General features: G+C 71.5%; 14 protein-coding genes and 2 pseudogenes. 10 read left to right on the top strand and 6 right to left on the bottom strand.

Annotation, left to right across the window (positions count from 1 at the left end):
- Positions 1–1,027 precede the first annotated feature (1,027 nt).
- Entirely contained in the window at positions 1,028–2,011 is a 984-nt protein-coding gene (locus ACZ66Z_RS20525; protein WP_469935857.1) for an aldo/keto reductase, read from the bottom strand.
- Positions 2,012–2,110: 99 nt separating this feature from the next.
- Here ACZ66Z_RS20525 and ACZ66Z_RS20520 point away from each other — a divergent pair, with 99 nt between their 5' ends.
- Entirely contained in the window at positions 2,111–2,701 is a 591-nt protein-coding gene (locus tag ACZ66Z_RS20520; RefSeq protein ID WP_469935855.1) for a TetR/AcrR family transcriptional regulator, read from the top strand.
- Positions 2,702–3,006: 305 nt separating this feature from the next.
- Here the strand turns inward: ACZ66Z_RS20520 and ACZ66Z_RS20515 are convergent.
- The 4 genes and pseudogenes from ACZ66Z_RS20515 to ACZ66Z_RS20500 form a co-directional block, all read right to left on the bottom strand.
- Positions 3,007–3,425: pseudogene (locus ACZ66Z_RS20515) on the bottom strand (transposase); the annotation flags it as partial.
- A 46-nt stretch (positions 3,426–3,471) separates the two neighbouring features.
- Entirely contained in the window at positions 3,472–4,911 is a 1,440-nt protein-coding gene (locus tag ACZ66Z_RS20510; protein WP_469935853.1) for a carotenoid oxygenase family protein, read from the bottom strand.
- Between the two features lie 145 nt (positions 4,912–5,056).
- Positions 5,057–5,290, bottom strand: a complete 234-nt coding sequence (locus tag ACZ66Z_RS20505) for a hypothetical protein (RefSeq protein ID WP_469935851.1) — start codon at positions 5,288–5,290, stop codon at positions 5,057–5,059.
- 350 nt (positions 5,291–5,640) lie between these two features.
- Positions 5,641–6,714, bottom strand: coding sequence for an alpha/beta hydrolase family protein (locus tag ACZ66Z_RS20500; protein ID WP_469935849.1), 1,074 nt, complete (start codon positions 6,712–6,714; stop codon positions 5,641–5,643).
- Between the two features lie 85 nt (positions 6,715–6,799).
- Here ACZ66Z_RS20500 and ACZ66Z_RS20495 point away from each other — a divergent pair, with 85 nt between their 5' ends.
- From ACZ66Z_RS20495 to ACZ66Z_RS20470, 6 genes are all read left to right on the top strand, one after another.
- On the top strand, positions 6,800–7,762 hold the full coding sequence (locus ACZ66Z_RS20495; RefSeq protein ID WP_469936244.1) for an ArsR/SmtB family transcription factor: 963 nt from the start codon (positions 6,800–6,802) through the stop codon (positions 7,760–7,762).
- A 55-nt stretch (positions 7,763–7,817) separates the two neighbouring features.
- Positions 7,818–8,105 (top strand): hypothetical protein, encoded by a 288-nt coding sequence (locus ACZ66Z_RS20490; RefSeq protein WP_469935847.1) that lies wholly within the window; start codon positions 7,818–7,820, stop codon positions 8,103–8,105.
- Positions 8,106–8,339: 234 nt separating this feature from the next.
- Positions 8,340–8,738 (top strand): hypothetical protein, encoded by a 399-nt coding sequence (locus ACZ66Z_RS20485; protein WP_469935845.1) that lies wholly within the window; start codon positions 8,340–8,342, stop codon positions 8,736–8,738.
- Positions 8,735–9,964, top strand: a complete 1,230-nt coding sequence (locus ACZ66Z_RS20480) for an NRAMP family divalent metal transporter (RefSeq protein ID WP_469935843.1) — start codon at positions 8,735–8,737, stop codon at positions 9,962–9,964. The genes ACZ66Z_RS20485 and ACZ66Z_RS20480 overlap by 4 nt, the downstream gene beginning before the upstream one ends.
- Positions 9,964–10,392 carry a hypothetical protein gene (locus ACZ66Z_RS20475; protein WP_469935841.1) on the top strand — a complete coding sequence of 143 codons (429 nt, stop codon included), beginning with the start codon at positions 9,964–9,966 and terminating at the stop codon, positions 10,390–10,392. Before ACZ66Z_RS20480 ends, ACZ66Z_RS20475 begins: the two co-directional genes overlap by 1 nt.
- Positions 10,379–10,759: a hypothetical protein gene (locus ACZ66Z_RS20470; protein WP_469935839.1), complete on the top strand. Its 381-nt coding sequence runs from the start codon at positions 10,379–10,381 to the stop codon at positions 10,757–10,759. The genes ACZ66Z_RS20475 and ACZ66Z_RS20470 overlap by 14 nt, the downstream gene beginning before the upstream one ends.
- A gap of 474 nt (positions 10,760–11,233) precedes the next feature.
- On the opposite strand, the gene ACZ66Z_RS20465 is transcribed toward ACZ66Z_RS20470, so the two are convergent.
- Positions 11,234–11,626 carry an STAS domain-containing protein gene (locus ACZ66Z_RS20465; RefSeq protein ID WP_469935837.1) on the bottom strand — a complete coding sequence of 131 codons (393 nt, stop codon included), beginning with the start codon at positions 11,624–11,626 and terminating at the stop codon, positions 11,234–11,236.
- A 364-nt stretch (positions 11,627–11,990) separates the two neighbouring features.
- On the opposite strand from ACZ66Z_RS20465, the gene ACZ66Z_RS20460 reads away from it, so the two are divergent.
- From ACZ66Z_RS20460 to ACZ66Z_RS20450, 3 genes and pseudogenes are all read left to right on the top strand, one after another.
- Complete coding sequence (locus ACZ66Z_RS20460) at positions 11,991–12,449, top strand: LLM class flavin-dependent oxidoreductase (protein ID WP_469935835.1); 459 nt, start codon at positions 11,991–11,993, stop codon at positions 12,447–12,449.
- Between the two features lie 9 nt (positions 12,450–12,458).
- Positions 12,459–13,301, top strand: coding sequence for a hypothetical protein (locus tag ACZ66Z_RS20455; protein WP_469935833.1), 843 nt, complete (start codon positions 12,459–12,461; stop codon positions 13,299–13,301).
- A 155-nt stretch (positions 13,302–13,456) separates the two neighbouring features.
- Positions 13,457–13,760: pseudogene (locus ACZ66Z_RS20450) on the top strand (hypothetical protein).

Raw genomic sequence — 13,760 nt, 5'->3', positions numbered from 1 at the left:
TCGGGACGGTTCCGCCGAGGCGGTGAGCAACTCCTCCGAGGAGAAACGGCCTTGCCCGGGCACACTCGCGAGCCCCCGGACGCCAGCGCCACCGGGCTGAACCATCGATCAGGCAGAATGTCGGGCGGGAGCCCTGGCCGCGCAGTTGCCGAAGTTGCTCGTGGTCCAGTGTCCGTCTGATCATTCGTACGGTTCAGAGGCCAGGTCATGCGCATAAGCGCGTTTCGTCGTCCCTCCGGTCTGATCGGTGAACCGGCCTCTGTCTTCCACACCGGAGCGGGCAGCGCGGAAGCCACGTTTTCGTCCGGGTCTGCCCGTCGGGAGATGCTCGATGCCGCGGAGGGCGAGCTGACACCGGCCCCGACGACGGCCTTTCAGCCGTTCCGTTGGAAGAGCGAAATCTGCGGCGGTAGCTCTCTGCCGGCGTCCTACGAGGGCTCCGGTGCCGAGGAGGCGTTCGCGAAGGTGCGTGAGGGTTTGAAGACCTGCCAGCACTTCGAGCGGCAGAGCCCGGTCGGCCGGTACGAGGGAACGGTCAGCGTTCTTTCTGCCCCGCGACTCGGGAATTCGGGGATGAGGCCGTGCGGTTCGAGATCGCCGCTTCGGTGAAGCCGGGCCCGTCCGTGACCGAGTGCACCGTGGTGAGGGTCGGGAGCACGGTGGCGAGGTTCAGCAAGCTGTCGATCGCCGGTCGCGATGTACGCGCCTTCCCGCCTGCACTCATCGCAGAGCAGGTCACCCGCCTTCAGAAAGCCCAGAATCAGGCCGTTTCGCCAGCCTGGTCAATGGCGGCGGGGAAGACGCGGGGTCCGGTGGCCACTACCACGGGAGCACCTGCGGGGACGCCCCCTCCTGTGCGGTCGGGTATGCGGAGGGGACGTCGGCGTGTTCCTCGTGAGTACCGCGGCTGTCAGGCGTGGGCTTCCTCCTCATCCCGGACGGTGTGACCGCTGCGGTTGCCGGATTTCTGCGCCCTTGTCGTCGTAAGAGACTCGGCCTGTCCGTGCGGGCCGGGTTCGGGGGTGGGTCAGCCGTTCAGGGACTGCATCAGTTCGGGGGCGTAGCGGTCGCCGGATGCCACGCCGTGCGGGGCCACGGCGTCGATGGCCGCCAGGTCCGCGTCGCTGATGGTCACGGTGGCAGCGGCGATGTTCTCCTCCAGGTAGCGGCGGCGCTTGGTGCCCGGGATGGGCACCGCGCCCTGGCGCAGGGTCCAGGCCAGGGCCAGCTGCGAGGGCGTGACGCCCTTCTGGGCGGCGAGGCGGCGCACCTGGTCGACGACGGCCAGGTTGCGGTGGAAGTTCTCGCCCTGGAAGCGGGGGTCGGTGCGGCGGAAGTCGTCGGCGGCGAAGTCGTCCGGGCTGGTGATGGCGCCGGAGAGGAATCCCCGGCCGAGCGGGGAGTAGGCGACGAGCCCGATGCCCAGTTCGCGCAGGGTGTCCAGGACGCCGTCGTGCTCGATGCCGCGCTCGAAGAGGCTGTACTCGGTCTGTACGGCGGTCAGGGGGTGGACGGCGTGGGCGCGGGCGATGGTGGAGGGTGCGGCCTCGCACAGGCCGATGTGGCGGACCTTGCCGGCGGTGACGAGTTCGGCCAGGGCGCCCACGCTCTCCTCGACGGGCACGTTCGGGTCGATGCGGTGCAGGTAGTAGAGGTCGATGTGGTCGGTGCCCAGGTGGCGAAGGGAGCGGTCGGCGGAGCGGCGGATGTACTCGGGGGTCGCGTTGTGGCCGAGGAAGGCGCCGTCGTCGGTGAACTCGATGCCGGTCTTCGTGGCGATCACGGCGGCCTCGCGGCGGCCGGCCAGCGCCTTGCCGAGGAGCTGCTCGTTGAGGAAGGGGCCGTAGCCCTCGGCGGTGTCGAGAAGGGTGACGCCGAGTTCCAGGGCGCGGTCGATGGTCGCCAGGGACTCGGCCTCGTCCGTGGCTCCGTAGTGGGCGCTCATGCCCATCAGCCCGAGGCCTTCGGCGCCGACCTTCAGTCCCTGGGTGCCCAGTGCGCGGATCTCCATGGTGCTCTCCCTGATAAGTAACTAACTGGATAGATAGATACTGCACCAGCCCTGGAGCGGATGTCAATAACCAGATAGTTACTTGCTAGGCTGCCAGGCATGGCACGGGATTCCAGCGCGACCAAGGCCCGGCTGCTCGACGCGGCCTTCACCGAGTTCGCCACGCACGGCATCGCAGGGGCACGGATCGACCGCATCGCCGAGACGGCACAGGCGAACAAGCGCCTCATCTACGTCTACTACGGCAACAAGGAGCAGCTCTTCGACGCCGTGCTCCAGCAGGCCCTGGAGACGGGCTCGGAGTCCGTGCCCTTCGACCCCGACGATCTGCCCGCCTACGCGGGCACCGTCTTCGACCACCTCGTCGAGCGGCCGGAGCTGATGCGACTGGTGCTGTGGAAGCAGCTGGAGCGTCCGGGGAACACGGAGGCCACGACCCTGTCCTACCGGCACAAGACCGCGGCGGTGAGACGGGCGCAGGAGGCGGGGCGGATCGACCCCGGGATGGACGCCACCGATGTACTGACGCTGGTGATGGCCCTGTCACAGGCGTGGTTCGGCGCGGTGGGCGGCCCGGCAGCGGACGAGACAGGAACCCCCTGGACACCGGAGCGGCTCGCCCGCCACCGGACGGCGGTAGTGGAATCGGTACGCCGGATCACCGCACCACCGGGCCCCCGAACCGTCTAGGACGCTTCCCCCGGAACTCGGCTTGGACGGCCTCCGCCCGCTGCCGCCCGCACCCGCGGGGATGGCTCCTCGGTGACCTGCTCCCGCCCGCCTGGGACGCGGTGAGTGAACCGTGCGGGTTGCCGGAGCGGTGCGGTCGGAACCTGGACGCGTGGTCGGACACGATCGAGCCCCGGGGCGTCTCCGAGGTGATCGACAGCCACGACATTCTCCTCGTGCACGTCGACCGGCGGGGATCGGCGGGAGGGCCATGTCCTGGCGGGCGTCTTTGACGGGGAGGGAACCGGCTCGTCGTGCACGGGACGGCCTGACGAATCCTGCGGACGCCTTGCTCGGCGTCGGGTCCGGATGAGGATGGCAGCAAGATGGGGTGCGGCCTGGTGGGCGATGACGAGCTTGTCCGTCGCATGGCGAGGCCGTGCCACTGCTTGAGTCGGGCGATGCACCGCTCGACGGCGTTGCGCTCCCTGTACGTCTCGGCGTCGAAGCCGGGCAGCCGGCCTCCGGCGCGGCCTCGCCGCAGGCGGTGGCCGATCCGGTCGGCGGCCTGCGGAACGACCGCACGGATGCCGCGTCGGCGGAGGCGCCCGTGAATGGCGCGGGAGGAGTGGGCGCGATCCGCGAGGACGACCGCGGGGCGGGTCCTCGGCCTGCCGACTCCGCTCCGCGAGGTCCGGATTCCGGCCATGACCGCCTCGAAGGCCGACGCGTTGCCGTGACGCCCCGGCCATCACACTGGCTCGACGCCGACGGGCCGCGATGGACCGGCGTCACGGTTCTTCGGTGGGAAGCCAGGCGCCGTGGAGGCCGAGGGGAACCCGGACGGGGATGGAGACGCGGGCGACGGGTCCCGAGGCGGGGTCTTCGGCGGGGAGGACGAGGAACCAGCTCGTGCCGTCGGTGCGGTCGGTGGCGAAGGTCATCCAGTAGCCGTGCTCGTCCGAGGACGCGTCCGAGCCCGGTTCGGGGGCGAAGACGGGCTCGCCGACGGAGAGATCACCCGCTTCCCAGACCTGGGCGGTGCCGGTCTCGACGTCGAACCAGCGGATGGCGTCGTACTCTCCGGGCAGCAGGTCGGTGCGGCCGGTGCCGGTGGCCAGGGCGGCACGGCGGTGGCGCGTGCTGATGCGACGGTCGTCGATGCGGGGGAACTCGACCCGGGCGTCGTCCAGGGCGGTGCGTGTCATGCGGCCGGCCGCGGGGTCGATCCGGGCGCGGACCAGACGAGCGGTGGCCGGGCCGGCTCCGTCGGGGGCCGGGCCGACGGTGAGCCGGTTCCACTCGACGTAGTCGAGGACGACGGGCGCCTGCGGCTCGGGGCCGTCGTCGTAGGCGTTGACCGAGTGCCACATCCAGAAGGCCTCGTCGGAGGCCCGGACCGGGGCTCCGCCGTCACGCGGAACGAGCGCCACCCGGGTGCCGCGCTCGGGCCGCCAGGCGAGGAAGGAACCGCCGGACATGGCCGCCTCGAGGTCGATGAAGGCCGGGGCCAGGACGAGGACCACGTAGCGGGCGGTCAGGGCCATGTCGTGGATCATCACGGGCTCGTCCACGCCGGCCACGGGCGTCGGTCCCCGCGTCACCACGCCGTCGGGACCGATGACGGACCACGTCAGATACGGCGGCTCCAGGGCGTAGCAGAACACGACCATCTCGCCGGTGACCGGGTCGATCTTGGGGTGGGCGGTGATGCCCGCGGACAGCCTGCCGTCGAAGTCCTCCCGTCCCAGGGTCGCCAGATCCGTGTCGAAGCGGTACGGACAGGCCGACTCGGCCAGTGCCAGCATGCGGCCCGCGTGGCGGACGACGTTGATGTCGGGCAGGTCCTTGAAGGTGTCGGCGAGCTCCGGGCCCACCTCGTCGGCGCCCGGCAGGACCAGCGACTCCAGACCGCCCCACAGCGCGCGCCCGGCCTTCTCCTCGGCGACGAGCGCCGGGGTGCGGACGAAGCGGTTGTGGTACTGGGCCCGGCCGCCGGACATCCGCACGGCGTGCAGCATCCCGTCCCCGTCGAGGGGGTACAGGTAGGAGCCGATCGGGGTGAAGCGGGGATTCGGGCCGTTGCGCACGTACGTCCCGTCCAGGGAGGCGGGCAGTTCGCCGATCACCCGCAACTCGGCCACGTCCACCTCCTCGGTGACGGGCGCGAAGGGGCCCAGCAGGTGCGGGACGCGCGTGGGGTCGAAGCGGGTCGGTGCGTGGGTGTTCACGGGACCTCCAGCCATGGTCACCGGCGTCGCCCGCACGTCGGCGCACGGCGCCGCTCCCGTCCAGTGAAACGCGGGGCGGACCGGATCGCCAGGCGGCGGCGTGTCCGGCGAGGACCGGACGCATGTCCGGTTCTGTCGCCAAATGTCACGTCCCCATTAGAAGTGAGGCGAGAGCGACGGCTGCTTCGTAGGACTCGGCGGTCTTGTCGCCCGGGACGTGGCCGGGCCGGACGCGGGGCCGCCCCGGTCCGGTCCAGGGCACCCGGATCGCCTCCATCGCCGCGGTGAACCGCATGCAGCCGTTGGCGTTGCCGCCGGTGACGACGAAGGCGAGGGGACGGCCCCGGCCGTCACCTGCCAGGTGGGTCTTGTTGGTCAAGACCGCCCCTGGACCGGCCGAGGGCCGGGTCGCAGAGCCCCCTTTCAGGCCCCGGTCGCGTGCTGGTGGGCACGCACAACAGTGGGATCGACCGCACCAGGCACCAGCCACTCGATGCCGCCCACCGCATCCGCCTTCGCCTGCGCGGCCCGCAGCATCCGGTCGAACGCCCCGTCCGTCGCCCACGAGCCCAACCACCGCCCGTGCACGACCCGCGGACACCGCACTCCGGCGGAGGTCTGCGCCGGCCTTCTGAACGGCGTTGATGTGCTGACCGCTTGAGCTCGCCGTCGTCTGCCGACAGGGCGACCGACGTCCTGTGGGGCCGCAGGCTGCCGCCCGGAGTCCGTTTACACCAGATGGCGGGCGAAGAAGGCCCCCACCCGGTGCCGTACCTCGGCGAGCGTCACAGCCGGGTCGCCGGTGCCGATGAGCCCCGCCCGCGCTGCCGCTGTGACGAGACCGGCGGTCCGGAGCCGTGCGACGAGAGAGCCGTAGTCGGTGAACGCCCAGTGGTTCGCGTCGGGGAGCAGCACGCGGCGGCCGGGAAGGCCCGCCCAGGACGATTCGATGCGGGCGGCGCCGTCGAATCCGTCGGTGCGGAACATCAGCAGCGGCCGGGCGAAGCCGACTGGCGTCGGGTACAAGTCGAGATAGCCCTCCAGGTTCGCCACCGCGCCGACCCGGCGGTCGTCACGGGCCGCGTACACCACCGCCGTGCCGCCTGCGGAGTGCCCGTACAACCCGATCCGGCAAGCGTCCATGACCCGGGCGAGCGGCAGATCGGTGAGCCGGTCCAAGACCGAGCGGAGGTCCGCGATCCGGGTGTCCACCATCGTGCGGAAGGTCGCCGGGTCCGGTGGCCCGAACAGGACGGTCGTTCGCAGCCCGGTCGGCAGCTCCACCTGGGAAGCGTCACCGGGGTGGTCGACGAGCACGACCACTCGGCCGTGGCTCGCCAGGTCCTCGGCGAGGGTCGTGCCGAGCGTGCGGGAGTCACCGCCGCCGGGCGAGTACACCAGCACCGGCCGTCGCCCGGGCAGCGGCGGCGCGTCCACGTACCCGTGGGTGAGGACCGCGCCCCAGTCCACGGCCCCCGGCTCAGGCAGTCCAGGACGAACGTGGGGCGCGAGGCCGGCGAACTCCCGGGCCTCGGCCGGAGTGAGCTGCGGGGCCCGGGAGAAGCCGCGCACCGATCGGGCCGGGTACAGGACGGTCAGCATCAACTCCCGTACGCCGCCCACCCACGGGTCGGTCCGGGACGGATCGGTCAGATGGACCGTCTGCATGCCCACGGGGTGCGGGCCGGCGGGCGCGGGCAGCCGGAGGGCGGGGCTGCCATCCGAGGCGGACGCGACCGTGGTCAGCAGAGCGGCGGCACCCCCGAATAGGGTGCCTTTCAAAAGAGTGCGTCGAGAAGTCATACGAACATCCTTGGCGCGGGGGCCGTGACGGCGCGAAGGTTCAGGCTCCGCCCGAAAGGCCGGCCCACGACGAGGAGCTGTGAAGGTGTTACGAGTCCACTTCACCGCGGAGGACTTCGCCCGTACCCGGTTCGCACCCCGCCCGGCGGCGCTCCAGGAGTTGCACGCCGCCCTGACCACGGCCGTGGCCCAGAGCGGCGGCCCGCTGTTCGTGCCGTGGCGCGGTCGCATCCTGCGCTCCCTCCCGGCCGCAAGCAGCCCGCTTGCCGACCTGGTTCCGGCGGGCCGTCCGCCTGCCTTCCTCGACGTCCTCGGCGTCACCATGGCCGACGGCTTCGAACAGATCCGCGCCACCAGCCCCGGGCTCGTCCGCTCCGAGCTGGAGCGCGTCTACGGGCCGGCGCCCGCCCCTCGCTGGATCCGCGGCCTGCACGCGGGTGACGAGACGGCCTGGCGCACCCTGCACCGCGCCCAGCAGGCCGCGTACGAAACGGTCCTCGCCCCGGTCTGGTCCGTCGTACAGGATCTGCACCGTGAGGAGTTCACCCGCTACGCCCTGGCGGTCGCCGAGCACGGCGTGGCCGTTGCCCTGACCGACCTGGCCCCGGGCAGCCGCCTCCACGAGGGCGTGTGGGAATGGCCGGGCGCAGCGCCGGACCGCGACGTCCGCCTCGACGGGCGCGGCCTGGTCCTGCTGCCCACCTTCCACCACCCGGCGGGCCCCCTTCTTCAGGACGCCCCGGGCCGTCCCGCGGTCCTGACGTACCCGGCCGGCCCCGGGCTCCCGCCCACCGCGGGGAACCCCACCGTTTCCGCCGAGACCCTGGCCGCCGTCCTGGGCCGCACCCGACTGGCCGTCCTGCGCCTCCTCGCCGAGCCCCACACCACGACATCCCTGGCCCGCGCCCTCCGCGTCAGCAACGCGACGGCCTCGTCCCACGCGGCGGCGCTCAGATCGGCAGGCATGGCGACGACGACCCGCACGGGCCGCTCGGTCACCCACCAGCGCACGGCCCTCGGCACGCTGGTGGCGGGCGCACGGCCGTAGTCCGCCGCCAGACGCAGTCGGCCACGCCACACAGGCGAAGTACCCGACCACGCTCGTGGAGAAGGTCGGCAAGGAGCGGTTCGACGCCGAGTTCGCCAAGGTGGTCAAGGGCAGCGACATCGCCCCGCGTGCTCCCCGGCGGCAGCGTTGTGCTCCCCTGCAGCGTTGTGCGACGGCTGCGCAGCGGCTGACCGAGGCGAGGGCCCGCAAGGTCGTCACCGCCCTCGTCGACCACGACCAGTCCCGCCCGCTCTCCGCCTGCCGGATGCCGGGCGTCTGCCCGTATGACCCCGGTTGGCAGGAGCGGGGATCGTCGGCGCGGTGCGTGGCCGAACCCGGGTGACATGTGTCGACTATGGGCCGCTTCCTGGGGCAGGCGGGTTTCCCCGGGGACGCGGAGAGGCGGTCGGAGGCTGTGGATGGATCAGGGACTGGTACTGCTGGCGGGCTGGGGGCAGTTGGCGCTGCTCCTGGTGCTGGCCGTGTATTTCATCGCCCGCGGTCGGTGAGGCGCGGCGCCGGTTCTGCGTGGCGTGCGGCGGGCCGGCCGGTGTTGTCGGCTGTGTGCGCTGTGGCGTTGGCGGGATGTGCGGGCTCTTCCCGTACGGAGGAGGACTACCGCCTCAAGGCCGCGAACACCGTGGAGGCCGCCGCTTCGGCGGTGGGCACCGCACGCCTGGCCACCGCGGCCGCCGGCCGGGGGAACGCCACCAGCGCGTACGCGTCGGTCCTGCTGGGGGAGGCGGAGAAGGATCTGGCCGGCGCCGAGGAGGCGTTCACCTCCCGCCAGCCTCCCGGCGCGGACGCCGACCGGCTGCGCGGTGAGGTCACCGAGGCGCTGTCCGCGGCCGATGAGGCACTGGCCGCCGCGCGGGTCGCCGCCCGCCGTGGCGCGAGCACCGCTCTGGCCGCTCACACTCCGGTGCTGGTGAAGGTGCAGGAACAGCTGGAGCGGCTGGAGGAACGGCTGTCGTGAAACGAGTTCTGGCCGTCACCCTGGGCATCCTCACCGCCATCGGAGGGTTCGTCGACATCGGCGACCTGGTCGCCTCCTCCCTGGTCGGCGCCCGCTTCGGGTTCGCCCTCGTCTGGGTCCTGCTCCTGGGCGTGGTGGGCATCTGCGTGTACGCGGAGATGGCCGGGCGGGTCGCCGCCGTGTCGGGCCGGCCCACCTTCGACGTCGTCCGCGAGCGGCTCGGCCCACGGGTGGCGTTCGCGAACCTCACCGGATCGTTCCTGGTCACCCTGCTGACGCTGGCCGCCGAGCTGGCCGGTGTCGGCCTCGCCCTGGAACTGCTGTCGTCGGTGTCCTACCTGCTGTGGATCCCCGCAGTGGCGTTCGTGGTGTGGGCGGTGATCTGGCGGACGAAGTTCGAGACGATGGAACGGATCTTCGGCCTGGCCGGTCTCGCCCTGATCGTCTTCATCGTCGCCGTGCTCCACCTCGACCCGCGATGGGGCGACATGTGGCAGCAGGTCACCCACCCGCAAGTCCCCTCCGGCGAGGGCTTGCCGACCTACCTCTACTACGGGATCGCACTGTTCGCGAGCGCCATGACCCCCTACGAGGTCTTCTTCTTCTCCTCCGGCGGCATCGAGGAACGCTGGACCCGCAAGGACCTGATCACCGAACGCGTCAACGTCTTCGTCGGCTTCCCCCTCGGAGGCCTCCTCGCCCTGTCGATCATGACCGGAGCCGCGCTCGTCCTCCACCCCGAGGGCATCGCCGTCGACCACCTCTCCCAGGTGGCCCTGCCCGTCGTCGTCTCCCTCGGCAAAGCAGGACTCGCCTTCGCACTCCTGGGAGTCTTCGCCGCCACCTTCGGGGCCGCACTGGAGACCGCCCTGTCCTGCGGCTACACCGTCGCCCAGTACTTCGGCTGGACCTGGGGCAAGACCCACGCCCCGCGGACCGCAGCCCGCTTCCACCTCGTGGTCGTCGTCGCGATCGTGAGCGGCGCGATGCTCGTCCTGACGGGCATCGACCCGATCAAGGTCACCGAATACTCGCTGGTGTTCGCAGCCGTCGCCCTGCCGCTGACTTACCTGCCGATCCTGGTCGTGGCCAACGACCGCGAGTACATGGGCGAGGCCGTCAACGGCCGTCTCGCCAACAGCCTGGGCGTGCTCTACCTCCTGATCATCCTCGTCGCCTCCCTCGCCGCCCTGCCCCTCATGTTCGCCACGAAAGCAGGCTTGTGATGCCCCAGCACCCCCCGTCCAGGCCCGAGGACGAACGCACCCCCGGCCGCGCCTACAGCGCACGCTTTCACCTCCTGGACCGGCAGATCATCGCCGAGGACGGCACCCCCCTCGCCAAGGTCGACGACCTCGAACTCATCGAAGGACCCGACGGAGACCCGTGGGTGAGCGCCGTCCTCATCGGCCCCACCGCCCTCGCCCCCCGCCTCGCCGGCCGGCCCGCACGCCTCCTCGACGCCCTCGCCCGCCGCCTGACCACAGGCCCCACCGACCGCCACGCACGGATCGCCATGGACCGCATCGTCAGCATCGGCGCCGCCCTGACCGCCACGACGACGCCCGCCGACGACGCCGTGCACCCGCTGGAGGACTGGATCCGTGACAACGTCATCACCCCGCTTCCGGGATCCGGCCATGCGCCTGGCTGACCTCATGGGCGCCCGCGTCATCGACGCCACCGGCCGTGACATCGGCCACGTCAGCGACGTCCGCCTCACCGAAACCACCACCCCGGACGGCGACCCGCCCCGCCTGCACGTGGCAGGACTCGTCATCGCAACCCGCCGCCGCGGTCGCCTGCTCGCCTACGACCACCGGCCCGTCGCCGCCCCCTGGCCCCTGACCGCCCTCGCGCGCCGCTCCACCCGCCACGCCCTGTGGACGCCCTGGACCGCCGTCGCCGCCCACCGGCGCTCGTACCGAGTCGGGGAACCGGGTTACGTCACCCTTGACCAGCCGGCCGCCGCACTCACCCCCCTCCACGACATGCACACCCACTGGAACAACGGCACCTGAGCCGCGCCCCTCGCGGCCCGCCCACCCGGAGACCCCGGACCGAGCGCCGACAGCGGCTGGGGTCGACGGCTTCGAAGAGCCTCCGTCCGGCGGTCACGGTCTTGCCGTCGGCCGACGTCCGACAGTCTGGGCGGCGTCGGCCGGGAGGGACTCCCCCTCCTTCAGGAGCCCGCCGTGGTCGAGTTCGGTCGGGAGTTCGAAGGCGGCGCGAGCGCCCGTGTGGGTCCTGCAGCAGTCAGGCGACACCCACGGCGCCGCACCGGTGACCACCCCTGTGCCCCGGTTCACTTCCATGAAGCCCCCGACGATCCCCCCGATGGCGGGATCGTCCACTTTCTGCCCCGGGCGGGCTCACTGCACGACCTCGACACCACTCACGGCACCCGCATCGCCCCTCACCGCCCCGGCGATGCCCACCGCCTGCGCAGCGAACTCTCCCGATGGCCCGGCGGGCGGGCTGTTCGCCGGTCGGGGCTATTCGTCGAGTTCGATCTGGAACAGTCTCCTGGTGCGGGTCAGGTCCAGCACTCTGCGGACGGGTTCGGTCAGGGGGCCGAGGAGGATGAGCCGGGTGCAGTAGCGGCGGGCGTCGAGCAGCGCGTCGACGAGGGAGTAGTCGGCGAAGGTGACGCGGGCCAGGTCCAGTACGACCCGCTGCGGGCGGGGCGTACACGTGTGGTCGAGGGCCTGGTACAGGCAGCCGACGCTGTCCATGTCGAACTCACCACTTACGCACAGCACGACCGTGGACGCGCTGCCGGTGGGTTCGTTGAGGACCAGGGTGTCGACGTTGTCGGCCCGCCAAGCGGGGGAGCCGTTGACGAGGAAGAGGTGGCCGCCGGTAGGGCGGGGTTGGTCGGGTATCACGCTGGTACGCCTCGATCCCGTGCTGGTGGGGCGGGCCCTTCGTGGTACTCCCGCTGTCCTCCGCGGGCGCCGGTATCTGGCATTGAGGTGGCGTCGCCGTCGGCGGGAAGGAGGAGCGTCGAGGGCAACCCGGACGTGACCGGTGCTCCTCCACTCTCCTCTCCTGGGAGCGGATGTGCACACCTGCAGGTCAGATAGGGGAGAGGTGGCGCTTTGTCCGGATTGATCCGACCGCTGAGGAGGGCGTCGACGCCGGCGGTGCGGTAGAACGGGACCTCGATCGCCCCGGCCCGCGGGGTGCCCAACTCGACCTCGTCCCACTCCGCGGCCCGGATCCGACGCCTCGTTCGACGGGAGCACGCGCATGGGCGAGCCCGACGGCCGCCCCGGCCCCACCGCACAAGCCGTCCGTGACGTGCTCGAAGCGATCAAGCTCGCCGACGAGGTCGGCCTGGACTGCTTCGGGGTGGGCGAGCACCACATGCGCGCGATGCCGCTGCCCTCGCCCACCGCCGTCGTCAGCGCCGCCGCGGCCTCCACGAGCCGGATCAAGCCCAGAACCGCCGTCAGCGTCCTGTCGACCGACGACCCGATCCGCGTCTTCCAGCAGCTCGCCACCGCCGCCGCCCTCGCCCCCGACCGCGTCGAGGCGGTCGCCGGCCGCGGCTCCTCCGCCATCACCTTCCCGCTGCTCGACCACGCCGAGCAGGACTGCGACATGCTCTACCGCGTGACCGCCCGGGGCCGACCGGAACGTCGGACCGAAGGGCAGCCCACCCCATCGACGGCGTTGCGCCCGGCCGATGACTGGCGGGACGTCTAGCCTCGGTCTGTGGGACAGCCCGATCAGCGCGCCGAAGGCGCGGGACCGTTTACGACCCGCCTCACCTGGCAGCCGCCCGGCGGCGGCACGGCTGTCTGGGAATCCCGGCCCGCCCGGCGCCGAGGCCTTGTCGCCGTCCGTCCGCCCGGCGCGGTCGGAGCCCGTCGTGCCAACGCCGACGACGCCGCCCTCGCCCGGCTGCGCAGGCTCAACGCAGTGGCCGCCACCGCCTTCGTCATCGGTGGAGCGCTCTTCGCGGTCGGCGCCGCCGTGGCCCAATTCGGCTCCGGCGACGCCACCACCTGCGCCTCGATCTACTTCGCGGGCGGCCTGTTCTTCAACATCGGCGGCTACGTGTCCCTGCTCCAGGTCATCAATGCCCCGCGCCATGTGCCCGGAGGGGAAGGCGCCCTGGTCACCCGACGGTGGCGGTGGTGGAGCTATGAACCGATGCGGGTCGACTGGCTGAGCGCCTTCGTCCTGTTCGTCGGCACCCTGGTGTTCGCCGTCGACCTGCTCGATTCCTTCCTCCAAGGTCTGACCGTCCAGCAGATCAATCGGCTGATCTGGGCACCCGACGTGATCGGCTGTGTGCTCTTCCTGATCTCCGGCCACCTCGCGTTCGTCGAGATCTGCCACGGCCGGCCGTGCATCAGACAGCGCAACCTCGGCTGGTGGATCGTCGCTGTGAACCAGCTGGGCTCCGTCCTCTTCATGGTCTCGGCACTCGCCGCCTACACGCGCCCCGCCACCGGCAGCCTGATCAACGCCGACATCGCCAACTGGGGCACCCTCACCGGTGCCCTCTGTTTCTCCGTGGGCGGCATCCTCCAGCACTACGAACGTCCCTGACCCGACCCCCTGGCCGTCAGCGAACCAGATACCAACGGCTCACGAAAAAGGCTTCAGCGCCGGCGGCCGGCCGGGGTCCCTGTCTTTCGGAGGCCTATGCCTTCGGTCAAGGGAAACGGGGTGCGTTGGGCCAGGGAGCCGGGCAGCACGGCGCCGTGGCCGATCTACTGTGGGATGACGTGAGCTGTTTCTTCGACCCGGACCCGATGGGGTCGCTGCCGGACGTGCGTGTCCCGAACACTTCGGTGGAGGAGTGGCAGGCGGTCCTCGATCTTGTCGCGGAGAAGGGCTGGAAGCACGACTACTCCGAAGGCGATGCGGTGCTTCCGGCGGGAGATCGGGCGGCGGCTGCGCAAGCCGGTGCTGATGGACCCGGAGGGCGACTACGGTCATCCGGTATTCGGCTTCGACGTCGAGGCCGATCGAGTCGTCCTTCTCACAGCCCCGCAGCTCAGGTGA

This window comes from Streptomyces sp. NPDC107498, assembly GCF_055582805.1.
The sequence above is the reverse complement of the archived record's forward strand: the minus strand, read 5'-3'. Positions and strand labels throughout refer to the sequence as shown.

Coding starts and splice junctions, on each gene's coding strand:
- ACZ66Z_RS20525 (WP_469935857.1), bottom strand. CDS start 2,011: ATGGAGATCCGCGCACTGGGCACCCAGGGACTGAAGGTCGGCGCCGAA.
- ACZ66Z_RS20520 (WP_469935855.1), top strand. CDS start 2,111: ATGGCACGGGATTCCAGCGCGACCAAGGCCCGGCTGCTCGACGCGGCC.
- ACZ66Z_RS20500 (WP_469935849.1), bottom strand. CDS start 6,714: ATGACTTCTCGACGCACTCTTTTGAAAGGCACCCTATTCGGGGGTGCC.
- ACZ66Z_RS20475 (WP_469935841.1), top strand. CDS start 9,964: ATGCCCCAGCACCCCCCGTCCAGGCCCGAGGACGAACGCACCCCCGGC.
- ACZ66Z_RS20470 (WP_469935839.1), top strand. CDS start 10,379: ATGCGCCTGGCTGACCTCATGGGCGCCCGCGTCATCGACGCCACCGGC.
- ACZ66Z_RS20460 (WP_469935835.1), top strand. CDS start 11,991: ATGGGCGAGCCCGACGGCCGCCCCGGCCCCACCGCACAAGCCGTCCGT.